Raw genomic sequence first — 15,950 nt, forward strand, 5'->3', positions numbered from 1 at the left:
AGTGTTACTTATGGCTTATTTATTGGTTTAGCTTTTAGGTGCACCATATATTTGCTCTGCACGGTTAAATAGCACCCACGAGGTTAAAATATACTTATCGTTTGATACTGGCTTATTACCCCTATGTGTATGCGTAAAGTAGCCAGGCGCTATCACCATGGTGCCTTTTTTAGGGGCTATTTTACGGTTTTGATAATAAAACTCCGTTTCTCCACCTTTCTCGACATCGTTTAAGTAAAACATAAATAAAAGTACACGATGCAGGGCTTCATTGTGTTGTAACTGAGGATACACTTCGCTGTGCCAGTAAGGATAACCCCCTTTATTTACCTCGTATTTCTGCGCTTGGATATTACCTAATCTAAATATTTGCTGCACAAGGACAGGGAGCTGTGGTTTACCCACTTCATCAAAATTTTCTTGAGTTAAATCTACTACTTCCCCCGTTTTTGGATGATAAACCTTTAAGCCAAATGCGCCAATCATCATAAAAATATGTTCTTCAATATAGTTAAAAACATGCTGTGCAGTCGTTTGTTGTATGTGTTTTAATTGCTCTGTATATTCGGGGTGACTATTTAGGTGCAGGTCGTGGCTGTCTTTTTTCTTTAAATCAACACCGCCTGAAGTAACCCCTTGTTTTACATGCGGGCTTTGCGTGAACGTATTAATAAAGTTATCGCAAAAATCATCGCTCAATGCGTTTTCATAAACGCGAATAAAGTCCGTCATGGTTTACCTTTGTATAATTATTTTTGGATTAATATGTTTACTGAAAAAGTGATTCCGCGCTTTAGCGAAACAGATGCACTCGGACACATCAACAATACCGTACTCCCCGTGTGGTTTGAAGCCGCACGCGTACCTATTTTTAAATTTTTTACGCCAGACTTAAACCCACATGACTGGAAACTAATTATTGCCAAAATAGAAGTGTCGTTTGTGGGAGAGTTATTTTATGGCCACGAGATCACGATTAAAACCTCTGTAGAACACATTGGCAATAGCTCTTTTGTACTTAAGCAAGAGGCATTTCAGCATGATAAATGCTGCGCAATTGGAAAGGTTGTTATGGTCAGGTATAACTTTGCTGAAAAAGTTAAGCAAGCTTTGAGCACTGAAGAAAAAGCAGCACTTGAGCAGCATATGGCTTAATTTACAAACCGATACTGCGGTGTTACGCACATTTCAACTTAGCTCATTATAAATAACTGAGTGCCAATAATTAAAAAGGTAGTCAGTATTAACGTTAAATAAATAACGCAATTGTAAATTTTATTAAAAAATTTAACGTTTTTTAATTGAGTTACCAATATGAGTTATATACTATTTATAATATATATGACTGCCTTATCTTACTAATATAGTTTTCTAGGTAACTTTTGAGGAATGTGCGTGACGATGACAACCATTGATGAGCCAATGCAGGTTATACGGCTTAGTGACTCTAAGAACCTAACTGCCGAAATATTGCCATTTGGCGCAATAATCAAAAGCATTAAATTTAAAAACCAAGAAATGACGCTCAGCGTCGACGATCCGCACTATTATCTTCAAAACCCGTTTTATTTAGGTGCAACAGTGGGCCGGTATGCAAACCGCATTGCTGAAGGGCGTTTTACTTTAGCCGGAACAGATTACCAACTCGATAAAAATAATGGTCCAAATAGTCTGCATGGTGGTGTGAAGGGCTTTAATAAAGTGCAGTGGCAAGTGATTCAGCAAACTGATAGTGAAGTTGAACTTTATTATTGCTCAGAGGATGGCGAGCAGGGGTTTCCGGGCCGATTAAAAGTATGGCAAACCATCACTGCAGAAAATGGGCAACTCTCACTTAAGTTTAAAGCAACTTGTAACAAAGAAACCCTCGTTAACTTTACCAACCATTGTTATTTTAATCTTGAGGGCAGCGACACCATTGCCAATCATTTACTGCATGTAAATGCGACCCACTACTTACCCATTAACGAGCACAGCATCCCATTGGGCGAGCCTGCCCCCGTTGCAAATAGTTGCTTTGATTTCATTAAGCCAAAATTAGTAAAAGATGCATTGTCGCAAAGTCACACCCAATTAGATGCAGCTAATGGTTTAGATCACTGTTATGTATTTGAAAACGACGACAGCCTTCATACCATGGCTACATTAACGTCGCAGCAAACCGGCATTAATTTAACACTCAAAAGCACTCAGCCGGGTATGCAATTATATACAGCTAATTTTGTTAGTGACCCTTTCAAGCCACGCCAAGCACTGTGTCTTGAAGCACAGAATTGGCCTGATGCGCCCAATCGCGAAAATTATCCTAAAGCTAACTTATTGCCTGATGAAGAATACAATCAGGTTATTATTTACGCATTTTCGTAATTAAACTCAACACCTAAATACCGGGTTTAATGTTAAAAAAAAGAAAATAAAAAGAAAATCAACAGTAATAAAATGATGCCTATAATTAAGGAAAAGGTTGCACTTTTATTCAGTTTAAAGTATTTATAATATAAATAGTATTTGAAGCGATTTTAAAGCTATTCAACCAACACAACGACAAAATAACTACACACAATCAGGAGTTTTTAAAAAATGATAATTAACAATAAGTTATCGTTCAACAAGAAAACCGCACTCAGTTTAGCCATCGCTGGCGTACTGGCAAGCGGCCATGTTGCAGCTCAAGAGGCAGAGGGGGCTACAGCAGAAAAAGATATCGAAGTCATTGAAGTTCGCGGCTTAATAAGTAGCCTTAAGCGTTCTTTTTCTGATAAAAAAGAAGCGCTCATCGTTTCTGATGGTATTTCGGCGGAAGATCTTGGTAAATTTCCTGATCAAAACGTAGCAGAGTCACTACAACGTATTACGGGTGTTGCTATTGACCGTAGCGGTGGTGAAGGTCAGCTTATATCAGTGCGTGGTTTTGGCCCTCAGTTTAACTTGGTTACTGTCAATGGCCGTCAAATGGCGTCGGAAAGAGCTGGCCGTGAGTTTAGCTTCGACACGCTTGCTTCAGAGCTCATTTCTGGTGCAGATATCTACAAAACATCAAATGCTGCCAATCAAGAAGGTGGTATTGGTTCATACATTAACTTAAATACAGCTAAGCCTTTTGATTTGGATGGTTTTAAAGCTGTGGGTAATGTAAAAGCAACTTACGACAGCTTATCTGAAAGCACAACCCCTGCATTTTCAGGTCTCATAAGTGACACCTTTATGGAAGATAAATTAGGTGTTTTAGCCTCTTTATCAGTACAAAAGCGTGATGCACAAATTAACCAAGCTGATACACGTGGTTTTTACCGTGTCGATCGTATCCAAACAAATGACTTTGATGCTGCTGCAGGTACAGGTAAAGAAGCATTTAATGTATGGGTACCACGTAATTTAGATTTAACATCAAACGTTGAAGACCGTACACGCACAAGTGGTACACTGGTATTTCAATACGCTGCTAGCGATGATCTAACTTTAACGTTTGACGGTATTTATTCAAAATTTGAAGTTGAGTCTCAAGTAAGTAACTATGCAAACTGGTTTACTCCAGGTAACTTCCGTGATTTTCAGGTAGATCCATCAACAGAAACAGTAACTTATTGGTCACACAATGCGTTTGACGATCCAAATGGTGGTGGCTCAGGTGCAACTGACTTTGTTCAACAAGGTTTAGACCGCAATGTTAAAATTCAATCTTTTGGCTTTAATGCTGATTGGAAATTAACAGATCAATTAAAAGTAGATATCGATATTTCTACGTCTAAAGCTGAAGATTTAAGTGGCGATCAAAGCCGCGTTTTCACCGTAATGGGTTATGCAAACGGTTATACATATGACTTCACTGGTGGTGGTGATTTACCGGGTTTATCTTCTGATGGAATTAACGGCCCATTCACTCAAGCAGACTCAAGTAAACTTCGCGCACACTACGTAGAGCGTGGAGGTGATGAGCGTACTGATGAAATCACAGAAATGCGTGCAGATTTCACCTATACACCAAATAGCGAAACGTTTACTCAGTTACGCTACGGTGTGTATACACAAGATAGAACGAAAGAAGCGAAAGTATTCCAATCGCCAAGCTTACCAAATTGTTTCTACTGTGGTTACGGTCTAGATGTTCCAGATGACTTAGCATATCTAGTTACACCAAATGGATGGTTTAATGGTATTCCATCTTCATTCTTTGGTTATAATGTAGATGATTATTTATCATACCTAGAATCTGATGCAGCTATTTCTGGTCAGTCAGCCAACCGCGGTGAAGATGCAGATGCAAATATTGCAGCGTTTGCAGCATTAAATGGCTATACGCCGGTTGAGTTAGGTACAAGTTTTGAAATAGAAGAAGAAATATTTTCTGCTTATGCTGACTTTGTATTCCAAGGTGATTTAGGTGATATACCATGGACTGTAAATGTTGGTGTTCGCTACAGTGAAACTACAACTACCGCATCGGGCAATCAGGCTACATTAGTTGATATTGCTCAAAATCCATTAGACGGTACAATCCTTGACCAAGTTTACATTGAAGATGCAAACGGCCAACGAGCTTCTGTTCCAATTACGCTTAAAAACTCTTACACCAACTTACTTCCTAGCTTAAACGCTAAGTTTGAAGTTGAAGATGACATGTTGTTACGTTTTGCTTATTCAGAGACGATTACTCGTCCGACATTAGAAGCTATGCGTCCAGTTACAAATATAGGCACAACCCGTCCAGATATTTTACTAGCGAGCGGTGGTAACCCTAACTTGACTCCATTCCTATCAACAAACTGGGATATGTCATACGAGTGGTACTACGATGATGCAAGCGCCGTATCTTTTGGTATTTTCAGCAAAGATGTTGAAGGCTTTATCACAGTAACACCGGCTACAGAGTCTTTCTCTTTAGCAAGTGGCAGCTATGATTTTGAAGTAAGTCGTCCACGTAATGGTGCTACTGCACAAGTTGAAGGTCTAGAAATGGCTTGGACTCATACGTTTGAAAATGGTTTTGGTTTCCAAGCAAATGCAACTATTGTTAATAGTGATAGTGAAGATGGCTTTCAGTTAGAAGGATTAGGTGATTCACAAAACTTAATTGGTTTCTATGAAAAAGACGGTTTCCAAGCACGTATTGCTTACAATAACCGTGAATCGTTTTTACAAACTCTTCGTAACGGTGATACTGGTGAGCCTGAGTATGTAGATACTTATGGACAGTGGGATATTAGCGCCAGCTATGACATAAATGACAACCTTACAGTTATTCTTGAAGGTATCAATATTACTGATGAGTACACGTCTAAACACGGTAGCTTAGCAAGTCACTTTACTGAACAAGTTCGTTCAGGTTCTCGCTATGCACTAGGTATTCGAGGCTCATTCTAGTCAGGTTATGATGTAAGTTTAAAAGGGGGGATTTTCCCCCTTTTTTCTTAAAGTTTAACATGTAATGTAAAGGTAAACGCTTTGTCTGGTGTTATTAATCGAATTATTGTCCTGGGTGGTGGAACAGCAGGGTGGATAACTGCAGGCATTCTTGCAAAGAAACACGCTAGCAATCTCTCCAACCAAGGTATTAAAGTTACCCTAATTGAATCGCCTGAAATTTCAGTAGTTGGCGTTGGTGAGGGGACATGGCCAACGATGCGTAAAACATTATCTCAGTTGGGAATCTCAGAAACGCAGTTTATGCGTGAATGCGGAGCTACTTTCAAACAAGCTAGTAAGTTTGTTAACTGGGTAAATGCAAAAGATGATGTCTATTATCACCCGTTTACAGAACCGCAAGGGTTTAATAAAGTTGATCTAGCACCTTACTGGCAGTCTGTAGTTGAACCTACTTGCTCATTTTCTGAAGCAGTTAGCTTTCAGCAATATTTATGTGAACAGGGTTTAGCCCCGAAAACTATTGCGAATAAAGAGTACGAAGTGATAGCTAATTATGGCTACCATTTAGATGCGGCAAAGTTTATCGCTTTATTACGAAAGCACTGTATTAATGAACTTGGTGTTGAGCACATTAGCGATACCGTTGAGCGTATTGAGCAAGCTCCATGTGGTGATATCAGTTGTTTGCAGACCAAAGAACATGGCGCACAACTAGCTGACCTATTTGTAGACTGCTCAGGTATGCGAAGTTTGTTGCTTGGTGAAACTCTAAAAGTTCCATTTGTTCCTTGCGATGATGTTTTTTTAGCTGATACGGCCATAGCCACTCAAGTTCCTTATATCAATAAAGATGATCCTATTGCTTGTCATACTATTTCAACAGCTCAAGAGGCGGGTTGGATATGGGATATTGGCTTACAAGAACGCCGTGGTGTTGGTTATGTGTATTCGAGTAAACATTGTACAGAAGAACAAGCTCGCAAAACACTTGCGAATTACATTGGCTTGGAAGAGGTAAAAACAGCGAAAAAAATTAATTTCAAACCAGGGCATCGAAAAATTTTCTGGAAGAATAATTGTGTTGCTGTTGGCTTAGCTGCAGGTTTTTTAGAACCACTAGAGGCATCAGCGCTCATGCTAATTGAAGCGTCTGCAAATTATATCGCGGATCAACTGCCTCCAAATAAAGAATTGATGCCTATTACTGCAAAACGTTTTAATGCGATCATGTTGAAAAAGTGGCGCGGTGTAATTGATTTTCTTAAGTTGCATTATGCTTTGAGTGAGCGTACTGAACCGTTTTGGCTTGAGCATCGCGATACACAGAGTATTCCTAATTCTTTACAAGAGTTATTGTCTATTTGGCGTTATAGCTCCCCAAGCGAGTATGACTTTACTGATAATGTAGAAGCGTTCAGTGCTGCTAGCTATCAGTACATCTTATATGGTGTTGGGTTTAAGTCTGACTTTAGTCAAATGGAACATATTTATAATCAAGGTGAGTTAGCAAAAAAACAGCTACAGATGACAAAAATGCGTATAGATCAGCTGAAATACAATTTGCCCACTCACAGAGATCTTATTAATAAAGTAAATTCATTGGGTTTTGCAAAACTGTAATGCCCTTTGATGAGAGATAAACATGTCTAACTATGTACTACTTGATCCTGCAAAACATCAGGATATAAAAATAAAACCACATAGCAATTTTGCTTTTTCAAAGAATCAGCACCATGCATCATTAGTTGTTCATGAGTTTGGCGCAGCTGCGAGTAGTTTTCCCGTTGTTTACATGAAAGAGCCTACTCAAGGGCAATTTCGCGCCGTCGGATTACTTGGTTTAGTTGCTGGCCAAAATGTGTTCTTTACAGAACAAGACTGGCTAGCAGTTCATGTTCCTTCAGCGTTTTTACGAGCCCCGTTCGAGTTAGGGCCAGATCCAGAAAAAGATAAAACACTCACTATTTACATAAATGAACAAAGTGACTATGTGAATAATTCACAGGGCGAAGCTTTATTTCAAAATGGCGAACCGAGCCAATTTTTGCATCAAGTTCAAGATAAAATGAGTGAGTACTATCAGCAGGAACAGGTTTCACATGAGTTTACCCAAAAGTTACTCTCTTTGAACTTGCTTAAAGAAATAGAGTTGGTGATTAATTTTAGTGATGGTAAGAAAACACGAGTTAAAGGTATTTACACAATCGACGAAGAAGCGCTAAGAAAATTGCCAGACACTGATATTGTTGAGCTTAATAAACAAAATTACTTATTACCTATCCATGCAATGTTATCGTCGCTAGTTCAAGTTAACCGCTTAATTAAACAACATAACCATTGCTCAGAAAATACGATATTAGGTGTGCAAATGCGCGCTAATGCAGGAGAGTAAAAATGTCTGATGGTATTATCCAAGTGTTAGTTTTTGCTGTTGTAACGAGCCTAATTGGTTTATTTACATACTTAAAATGTCGCGATCAGGGACGTAGTGAGCAAACTCAAAATAAAGAATATTTTTTAGCAGGAGGCGGTTTAACTTGGATATTTGTTGCCGGCTCAATTACGCTTACTAATTTAAGTACAGACCAATTAGTTGGCATGAATGGGAACCAAATGGCTTTGTTAGTTTGGTGGGAGCTTGCGGCGATTATAGGTCTAATATTATTGGCTAAAGTGTTTATTCCTGTTTATTACAAATATAACTGTACAACAACGACTGAATTATTAGAAAAGCGCTATAACAACAAGCATATCCGCGCCGTTATTGGCAGTTTGTTTTTTACAGGAAATGCACTCATTTACATGCCTGCGGTCATTTATTCCGGTGCGCTATTTATGCAAACTATGTTTAAAGTTGATATACCATTAATGTACATAGCAACCGCTTTTGCCATTGTAGGCGCTATTTATGCCTTTTTTGGTGGGCTACGTGCAGTTGCAGTGTCAGATACATACAACGGGCTACTAGTGCTAGGTATGGCAATACTTGTAGTGTTCTTAGCGCTTAACGCCATTGATTACGACTTTAGCGGTATCCCACAAGAGCGCTTAACTTTAATTGGCGGGCCTGATTCGCCTATCCCATGGCCCACGCTGCTGACTGGTATGATATTTATTCAGATGTTTTACTGGGGAACTAATCAAACGATTACACAGCGCGCTATGGCAGCACCCAATGTCAAAGAAGCGCAAAAAGGGATATTTGCGGCAGCAGGTATTCGCCTTTTGATTGTTCCGGCAATTGTAGTGCTACCTGGTATTATTTCTTACAAGTTGTATGGCGATATTGGTGATGCCGCATACGGACGAATTGTTGGTGATGTAATGCCTGCATGGTTAACAGGTGTGTTTGCCGCAGCAATGGCCGCAGCAGTGCTTTCAACTTATAACAGTTTACTAAACTCATCTACGGCATTATATGTGTGTGATATTCACGAAGCATATTTTAATAAAGAACCAAGTGTTGTAAAGCTAAGTGGTTATGTCACATTATTATTAACTAGTTTGACGCTGGTGCTTGTGCCAATTTATCAGCAAGCCGACAGCATTATTAACTTACTACAACAGTTAAACGGCTTGTTGAGTATGCCTATATTCTCAATTTTTGTAGTGGGCTTATTATTTAAAAATGTGGATGCGCGCGCAGGTATCGCTGCGGTTATTTTAGGTGTTGTTATGTATGGCATGCTGACATTTGAAAGCTCACCGCTTCACACTACTATTCACTACATTCACTTAATGCCGGTAACGTTGTTTGTGTGTGTAGCATTTGCATTAATTGTGAATAAATTTGTGTTTGGATTGAACGCGCAATGGGCGGGTAAATCTTCAGCAATTGACGAGACAGTAAAGCAATAAACGTTAACTAATCGACCAAAGTATAGCTTTGGCCGATTTTTTATTTTAAACAATGTGATTACCACTATAGTTAACCATCAAATGAAACCTAAGTGGTATATCCAGTGGTTTTATCTCAGTATTTGCGATAGAAAAACTATTAAAACTCAATTTATATGATATATACTATTATTAATGTTCGCCATCTAGCAGATTGTGCCTGAACACTTTAGAGATCGCGTTAACGCCTATCGCTAACATCATCTCGGTATATTAATCACTCACACAATGAATAAGAGGATAGGAAAATCATGGCCAACACTAAATCATTTTATCGATTAGACAGTGTAAACAGCACCGTTATTTTCAACTGCCAAAGTAAAACACCTGCCTTACTGTATTTTGGTAAACGCCTATCAGAGCAAACAACTGAGTTGATGCTTGCTCAGCTTGCTACCCGTCAAGAGGTAAAATGTGCCTCAGTTGAAGAAGCGCCTATTTCTCTTTCTCCACTTTTAGGTGAGGGCTTTACTGGTGCACCTGGCCTTGAGCTTGTAAACGACTCTATTGCTTGGTCTGTAGGGCCAAAGTTAAAAGAGGTTCGTCAGCCATCATCATCAACGCTTGAGTTTGTAAGTGAAGATACATTACGTGGAATTGAAGTCGTTCACAGTATTACACTTGATAACAATACCAATGTGTTAAGCGCGCATACGGTATTAACTAATTTAAGTGATTCACCACTCAGCGTTAATTTTTGTGCAGCACCCACATTTCAGCTACCGGATAGCGTGAACAAAATTATAAGTTTTGAAGGGCGTTGGTCAAACGAGTTTCAACGTCAATCTGTCGATTTAGTATTAGGAAGCTTTGTACGTGAAAACCGTAAAGGTAAAACATCGCACGACGTATTCCCTGGTTTATTAGTTCATAGCGAAGGCGCAGGCGAGCAACAAGGCGAGTGTTATGGCTTTCATTTAGGCTGGAGTGGTAACAACAAGTTACGCGCTGAGCTACTACCAGAAGGGCGCCGTTATGTGCAAATGGGTGAGTTATTATTACCGGGCGAGCTAACCCTTGCTAAAGGCCAAACGTATCAAAGTCCACGTATTTATGGCTCGTTTTCGAGCGACGGTTTTAGTGCGCTTTCACGCAATTTTCATCAGTTTGTTAAGGCTAATTTACTTAGCCAAGCACAGCGCGAAAAAACACGCCCAGTACACTACAACACGTGGGAAGGCATTTACTTTGATCACGATGTAGACACACTTAAACAGCTAGCCGACAAAGTAGCTCCTTTAGGTATTGAGCGCTTTGTACTTGATGACGGTTGGTTTAAAGGCCGCCGTGGTGATTATGCGGGCTTAGGTGATTGGACAGTAGATTACGAAATTTACCCAGATGGTTTATCGCCAGTCATTGATCATGTAAACAGCTTAGGTATGGAATTTGGTATTTGGTTTGAACCAGAAATGGTTAACCCAGATAGCGATTTATACCGCGCTCACCCTGATTGGGTCTTAGGCTCAGAAAATAACGAGCAGCTGAGCTTTAGAAACCAGCTAGTGCTTGATTTAACGCGCACTGAGGTGGTTGAATATTTATACAAAGCCATTAACGATATTTTGGTAGAGTACCCAACAATTAAGTATATTAAATGGGATATGAACCGCGATATAAACCATGCGGGTAACTTTGATGGTAAGCCTGCGGTACATCAGCAAACACTGGCACTGTATCGCTTAATTGATCGTATCAAAGCAGCTCACCCAGGCCTTGAAATAGAAAGCTGTTCTTCAGGTGGTGCACGTGTCGATTATGGTGTGCTTGCACACACAGACCGTGTATGGACGTCAGATTCTAACGATGCGCTTGACCGTCTTGAAATTCAACGTGGTTGTTCGTTCTTCTTCCCATCGTCGGTTATGGGCGCACACGTAGGCCCGCGTGATTGTCATATCACTGGTCGTAATGTGAGCATTGAAATGCGTGCTGCGGTATCCATGTTTGGCCACATGGGAATCGAAATGGATCCACGTGAACTCACCGATCACGAATACAATGCGCTTAAAGCGGCTATTGCGCTGCATAAAGAGCACCGTGACTTTATCCATGCTGCCGATTTATACCGCCTAGATAGCGACGATTTATCTATTAACTTTGGCTTAATCGACGAGCAAAAATCAAAAGCGTTGTTTGCGTATAACAGTGTACGCGAAACACCGCGTACTGCGCCTAATAAGCTTCGTTTTGTTGGTTTGGATGCAGATGCACAGTACACACTTAATTTAGTGTGGCCTGTTAAGTTTGAAGAATACCGCCCTTCGTCTATTGCAGCCGTCAACGGGCAAACCTTTACGGGTGAAGCGTTAATGGAATTTGGCCTACAAATGCCAATTTCATTCCCGCAAACATCACTTATTTTTGAGCTTACTAAAGCTTAAAATATTAAGAAGTAAAAAGGGAGCTAAGTAGCTCCCTTTTTTAATGGTGTTTTTAAATCATCAATCGAGTTTAGATTCAATGAGCTCTAGCGCTTCTTCTAAAATTGTTTCGACCGCTTTTTTAGCGCGCTCGGGGTTACCCGATTTAATTGTGTCTAAAATATCAGCGTGTTTATTTACGTCTGCACCCGGTACACCTTTAATATGATTAGTGTAACGAATACTTACTCTAAGAGCGGTGCTAATAAATTCAGTCAGCTGTACAAAAAAGCGGTTGTTACTGGCTACTAAAATACTGGTGTGGAAGGCGATGTCGGCTTCTAACGGATCGTCTAACCCTTCATCGGCATCAGCCATGCGCGCAAGTGCGTTATCAATTTCTGCAAGCTGCTCTGGCGTAGCGCTTATTGCGGCTAACGCGGCTGCTTGTGGTTCAAGTGCAACACGTACTTGGGTAAATTCTTTTAATAATGATAGTGACGGTTTGCTGCTTAAAATCCAACGAAGCACGTCGGTATCAAACATATTCCAACTGCTTTCAGGTAATACACGAATTCCTTGCTTTGGGCGCGATGAGATAAGCCCTTTAGCAGAGAGCATTTTAACTGCTTCGCGCGTTGCACTGCGGCTTACATTGTACTTAATGCATAAATCAGCTTCCGATGGTAATCCTTCGCTTACAGGATACACGCCCCGCACTATTGCAAACCCTAAATCATGGGTTAGTTGGTGAGTTAAATTTTGGCGAGGTTGAGTTTTCATCGTACGAATTTCCGAGTTCATTATTGCTTAATTATATATCATATATCATATTAATGTACGTAAGGATATGGTATAAACTTTTAAATCGTTAATTATTTTAACACAGCAATAACAACTTGGTTTGGCTCTTTTTCTCTAAGTAATCGTTTTTAAAGGGGTTAAGTTGAACTGAAAACATGCTGCAAGGAAATTTAATTTGAACACTCAAGCTCAATATCACAGCCTTTCTGACAAGGTTATTTTTATCACTGGTGGTGCGTCAGGCATTGGCAGAGCCATGGTTGAGTCGTTTGTTAAACAGCAGGCCAAAGTGGCATTTATTGATATAGATGATGAAGCGGCACAAGCGCTCATTAACGATTTACCCGATGCTAATTTATGGTACAGGCAAGTTGATGTCACTGATTCGAACGCTTTGCAAAAGTCACTGGTCGATGCGTGTGCTGCCCTTGGTAGCGTAAATGTACTTGTAAATAATGTGGCAAATGACCGTCGTCAAGCCAGTGAAGACGTGACGGTTAAAGATTGGGACCAGTGTTTACAAATTAATTTAAATCCTGCTTTTTTTGCTTCTCAAGTGGCTATGTCGTTTATGCAACAAGAAGGTGCTGGCAGTATTATTAATTTTAGTTCTATTAATGCCATTATGGGTCAGCCGCAAATGGCAGGCTATGTAACCGCTAAAGCGGGTTTAATAGGTATGACCAAAGCACTTGCTCGCGACTATGGCGAGTTTGGTATTCGTGTTAATGCCATACTACCGGGCTGGGTTGCAACTGAACGTCAATTAGCAAGCTGGTTTACTGAGGAAGAGCAAGTCAAATGGATGGAAGCCATGGCGCTAAAAAAATTAGTAACGCCAGACGACGTGGCTAATTTAGCGTTATTTTTAGCCGCCGATGAAAGCAGTATGATCACCGGGCAAGGCATAAAAATTGACGGTGGGAGACTTTAAAGTTTGACTACTTCATCTTTGTTTATAGCCGTTGACTGGGGCACAAGCCATTTACGCGCTTACTTATGTAAAGTAGGTGAGGGCGATGAATTAACTTTAATTGATCAATGTGATGGCCCTGGTGTTGTAAAAGTTAACCAAGACTTTCAACAAACACTCATTCACGCCATTACACCTTGGACAGTGCAACATGGTGTATTACCTATTTATATTGCAGGCCAAATTACATCAACGATTGGTTGGCATGAAACCCCTTATCTAGAGTGTCCAATTAACCCTGAGGGCTTGCTTGATGCTGCTGTCAGTTTTGATTGCGAAGGTCACACGATTAACGCCCTACCTGGTACAAAATGTACGTTGCAAAATGCGCTAATAGACGTAATGCGTGGTGAAGAACTACAAATACTGGGTTTTTTAAAACAAAATGAGCAGTATCAAACAGGTAAAATTTTACTGTGTTTGCCGGGCACACATACCAAGTGGGTGCTAATTAACAATGGTAAAATAATATGTTTTAAAACCGCTATGACCGGCGAGTTATACGACTTACTGTGCCATCAAAGTGTATTAATTCCTGACGATTGCGCTGAAGGTGAATTTGATTGGCAAGCCTTTGAACAAGGCTGCGATTTAACATTGGGCAGTGATAGCGGTAACTTAGCGCATGGCATTTTTAGTGTAAGAACACGCCAATTGTCCAAAGAACTAACCCCAGTTCAAGCTAAAGCATACCTATCGGGTGTACTAATAGGCAGTGATGTACGTGCAGCACGCTATGCAAGTGAATGGCAACTACTCAGCAACACGCAGGTTGTCGTTATTGGTACTAAGCAACTTAACACGTGTTTTACCAAGGCGCTTACAAAAATAGGAGTAAAGTGCAGTGAGTTTGATATTAAATCAGCAACGCTTAGTGGATTTAACTATTTATACCAGTCGGCTTAATAGTTAATAATAAAAACCCCTTTATAGCTTGTTAACCATAAAGGGGAAAACGGGAAATAGTGATAATGAAACAGCTTATTAATCAAAGTGTTTCAATATAATTATTTAAAGCTGTAATCTGCTCATCGTTAAAACGTAACCCCAGTTTACTGCGGCGCCATAAAATGTTGTAAGCATTACCAGCCCACTCTTGTTTTAGTAAGTAATCAACTTCAGCAGCAAATAAGCCATGGCCAAAGTCATGTCCTAAATCACTGAGTTGTGTGGCGTTACCTAAAATAATTTTTGTACGTGTACCATACGTACGCACAAAACGCTTCAACGTCACTTCTGGTAGCCAGTTGTATAAAGATTTAAGCTCTTGAGTTAGTGCTTTAACATTATCAAAGTCGCCACCAGGTAATGCACTGTGTTTAGTCCATGCTTTACCCATTTGCGGATAAAAGTCTTCTAACTTATCAACAGCGGCTTCTGCCAGTTTACGGTAAGTGGTAATTTTTCCACCAAATACGCTTAATAATGGAGTGTGTTTACCCTCACTTGAAAGCTCTAGCTTGTAGTCACGTGTTACGGCTTGCGCATTAATAGATTCGTCATCTAGTAGCGGGCGTACACCCGAAAAAGTATGAACTATGTCTTCACGTTTAATGTGATTTTTAAAGTAGCTGTTAGTAATATCGATTAAGTAATCGATTTCTTCATCACTGATTTTAACATCTTGTGCTGCGCCGTTATGCTCTACATCGGTGGTACCAACTAACGAATAGTCATCTTCAAATGGAATAACAAATACAATTCGTTGGTCTTTATTTTGTAAAATATAGGCTTCTTTCTCGTCGTGAATGCGAGGCACTACAATATGGCTGCCTTTTACAAGGCGAATATTTTGTGGTGATTTTTCAATTAGCGCTTCGTCAAATAATTTTGCAACCCAAGGACCTGCTGCGTTAACAATGCCTTTAGCCGATACAGTGTATTTACTTTTAGTGTTTTGTTGTTCAAGCGTTATCTGCCATTTATTTTGCTCACGTTTAGCGTTTACGCATTTAGTTTGTGTAGCAATGGTAGCGCCTTTTTCTTGTGCAGAAAGGGCATTTAAAATAACTAAACGAGAGTCATCAACCCATCCATCTGAGTATTCAAAACCTTTTACAATAGACGGCTCTAGCACGCTATTTTCGCCAAATTTAATGCCTCGAGAACCGGCCAGTGTTTCGCGCTTGGCTAGGTTGTCGTACATAAACAAGCCAATGCGGATCATCCATGCAGGGCGTAAATGCGACTGATGAGGTAATCTAAAAGTAAGTGGCCACATAATATGAGGGGCGTTTTTAAGCAGCACTTCTCGTTCAGCTAAAGCTTCTTTTACTAATCTAAATTCATAATGCTCAAGGTAACGTAAACCACCGTGGATTAACTTAGAACTATTTGACGATGTCGCACAAGCAAGGTCCGATTGTTCACACAAAAGTACCTTTAAACCTCTGCCAGCTGCATCAGCTGCTATTCCTGTGCCGTTTACACCACCACCGACGACGAGTAGGTCGTATTCGTTATCTGCTAATTCCACTGTGAGCTAACCTTTTTATTTGTAATATAAATAAGATATATATCATCATAAAGCGACCGTCAGTGTTTGACAA

Annotated in this window: 12 protein-coding genes; 9 read left to right on the top strand and 3 right to left on the bottom strand. The window is 40.0% G+C overall.

Translation table 11 applies throughout. The features are described 5' to 3' along the window. Positions 1 to 27: 27 nt before the first annotated feature. The gene (locus tag ACFI34_RS12945; protein ID WP_462673791.1) at positions 28 to 732 is read right to left on the bottom strand and encodes a 2OG-Fe(II) oxygenase; all 705 of its coding nucleotides are present in this window, start codon (positions 730 to 732) and stop codon (positions 28 to 30) included. A gap of 33 nt (positions 733 to 765) precedes the next feature. Here ACFI34_RS12945 and ACFI34_RS12950 point away from each other — a divergent pair, with 33 nt between their 5' ends. From ACFI34_RS12950 to ACFI34_RS12980, 7 genes are all read left to right on the top strand, one after another. Further along, a complete protein-coding gene (locus ACFI34_RS12950) occupies positions 766 to 1,155 on the top strand; it encodes an acyl-CoA thioesterase (protein WP_462673792.1) in 390 nt (129 codons plus the stop codon). A gap of 246 nt (positions 1,156 to 1,401) precedes the next feature. Next, positions 1,402 to 2,367, top strand: coding sequence for an aldose epimerase family protein (locus tag ACFI34_RS12955; RefSeq protein WP_462673835.1), 966 nt, complete (start codon positions 1,402 to 1,404; stop codon positions 2,365 to 2,367). Between the two features lie 213 nt (positions 2,368 to 2,580). Further along, a complete protein-coding gene (locus tag ACFI34_RS12960; protein WP_462673793.1) occupies positions 2,581 to 5,361 on the top strand; it encodes a TonB-dependent receptor in 2,781 nt (926 codons plus the stop codon). Positions 5,362 to 5,442: 81 nt separating this feature from the next. Then, positions 5,443 to 6,984: a tryptophan halogenase family protein gene (locus ACFI34_RS12965; protein WP_462673794.1), complete on the top strand. Its 1,542-nt coding sequence runs from the start codon at positions 5,443 to 5,445 to the stop codon at positions 6,982 to 6,984. A gap of 22 nt (positions 6,985 to 7,006) precedes the next feature. Further along, positions 7,007 to 7,756: a SapC family protein gene (locus tag ACFI34_RS12970; RefSeq protein WP_462673795.1), complete on the top strand. Its 750-nt coding sequence runs from the start codon at positions 7,007 to 7,009 to the stop codon at positions 7,754 to 7,756. A gap of 2 nt (positions 7,757 to 7,758) precedes the next feature. After that, on the top strand, positions 7,759 to 9,222 hold the full coding sequence (locus ACFI34_RS12975) for an SLC5 family protein (protein WP_462673796.1): 1,464 nt from the start codon (positions 7,759 to 7,761) through the stop codon (positions 9,220 to 9,222). Positions 9,223 to 9,512: 290 nt separating this feature from the next. Further along, positions 9,513 to 11,645 carry an alpha-galactosidase gene (locus ACFI34_RS12980; RefSeq protein ID WP_462673797.1) on the top strand — a complete coding sequence of 711 codons (2,133 nt, stop codon included), beginning with the start codon at positions 9,513 to 9,515 and terminating at the stop codon, positions 11,643 to 11,645. Positions 11,646 to 11,705: 60 nt separating this feature from the next. On the opposite strand, the gene ACFI34_RS12985 is transcribed toward ACFI34_RS12980, so the two are convergent. Then, on the bottom strand, positions 11,706 to 12,407 hold the full coding sequence (locus ACFI34_RS12985) for a FadR/GntR family transcriptional regulator (RefSeq protein ID WP_462673798.1): 702 nt from the start codon (positions 12,405 to 12,407) through the stop codon (positions 11,706 to 11,708). A 196-nt stretch (positions 12,408 to 12,603) separates the two neighbouring features. On the opposite strand from ACFI34_RS12985, the gene ACFI34_RS12990 reads away from it, so the two are divergent. Beyond that, a complete protein-coding gene (locus tag ACFI34_RS12990) occupies positions 12,604 to 13,362 on the top strand; it encodes an SDR family NAD(P)-dependent oxidoreductase (protein WP_462673799.1) in 759 nt (252 codons plus the stop codon). Between the two features lie 3 nt (positions 13,363 to 13,365). Beyond that, a complete protein-coding gene (locus ACFI34_RS12995) occupies positions 13,366 to 14,307 on the top strand; it encodes a 2-dehydro-3-deoxygalactonokinase (protein ID WP_462673800.1) in 942 nt (313 codons plus the stop codon). Positions 14,308 to 14,389: 82 nt separating this feature from the next. Here ACFI34_RS12995 and glpD read toward each other — a convergent pair whose 3' ends face one another. Then, on the bottom strand, positions 14,390 to 15,877 hold the full coding sequence (gene glpD, locus ACFI34_RS13000; RefSeq protein WP_462673801.1) for a glycerol-3-phosphate dehydrogenase: 1,488 nt from the start codon (positions 15,875 to 15,877) through the stop codon (positions 14,390 to 14,392). Positions 15,878 to 15,950 lie beyond the last annotated feature (73 nt).

It is taken from the genome of Pseudoalteromonas sp. PSi26 (assembly GCF_054960575.1).

Coding starts and splice junctions, on each gene's coding strand:
- ACFI34_RS12945 (WP_462673791.1), bottom strand. CDS start 732: ATGACGGACTTTATTCGCGTTTATGAAAACGCATTGAGCGATGATTTT.
- ACFI34_RS12950 (WP_462673792.1), top strand. CDS start 766: ATGTTTACTGAAAAAGTGATTCCGCGCTTTAGCGAAACAGATGCACTC.
- ACFI34_RS12955 (WP_462673835.1), top strand. CDS start 1,402: ATGACAACCATTGATGAGCCAATGCAGGTTATACGGCTTAGTGACTCT.
- ACFI34_RS12960 (WP_462673793.1), top strand. CDS start 2,581: ATGATAATTAACAATAAGTTATCGTTCAACAAGAAAACCGCACTCAGT.
- ACFI34_RS12970 (WP_462673795.1), top strand. CDS start 7,007: ATGTCTAACTATGTACTACTTGATCCTGCAAAACATCAGGATATAAAA.
- ACFI34_RS12975 (WP_462673796.1), top strand. CDS start 7,759: ATGTCTGATGGTATTATCCAAGTGTTAGTTTTTGCTGTTGTAACGAGC.
- ACFI34_RS12980 (WP_462673797.1), top strand. CDS start 9,513: ATGGCCAACACTAAATCATTTTATCGATTAGACAGTGTAAACAGCACC.
- ACFI34_RS12985 (WP_462673798.1), bottom strand. CDS start 12,407: ATGAAAACTCAACCTCGCCAAAATTTAACTCACCAACTAACCCATGAT.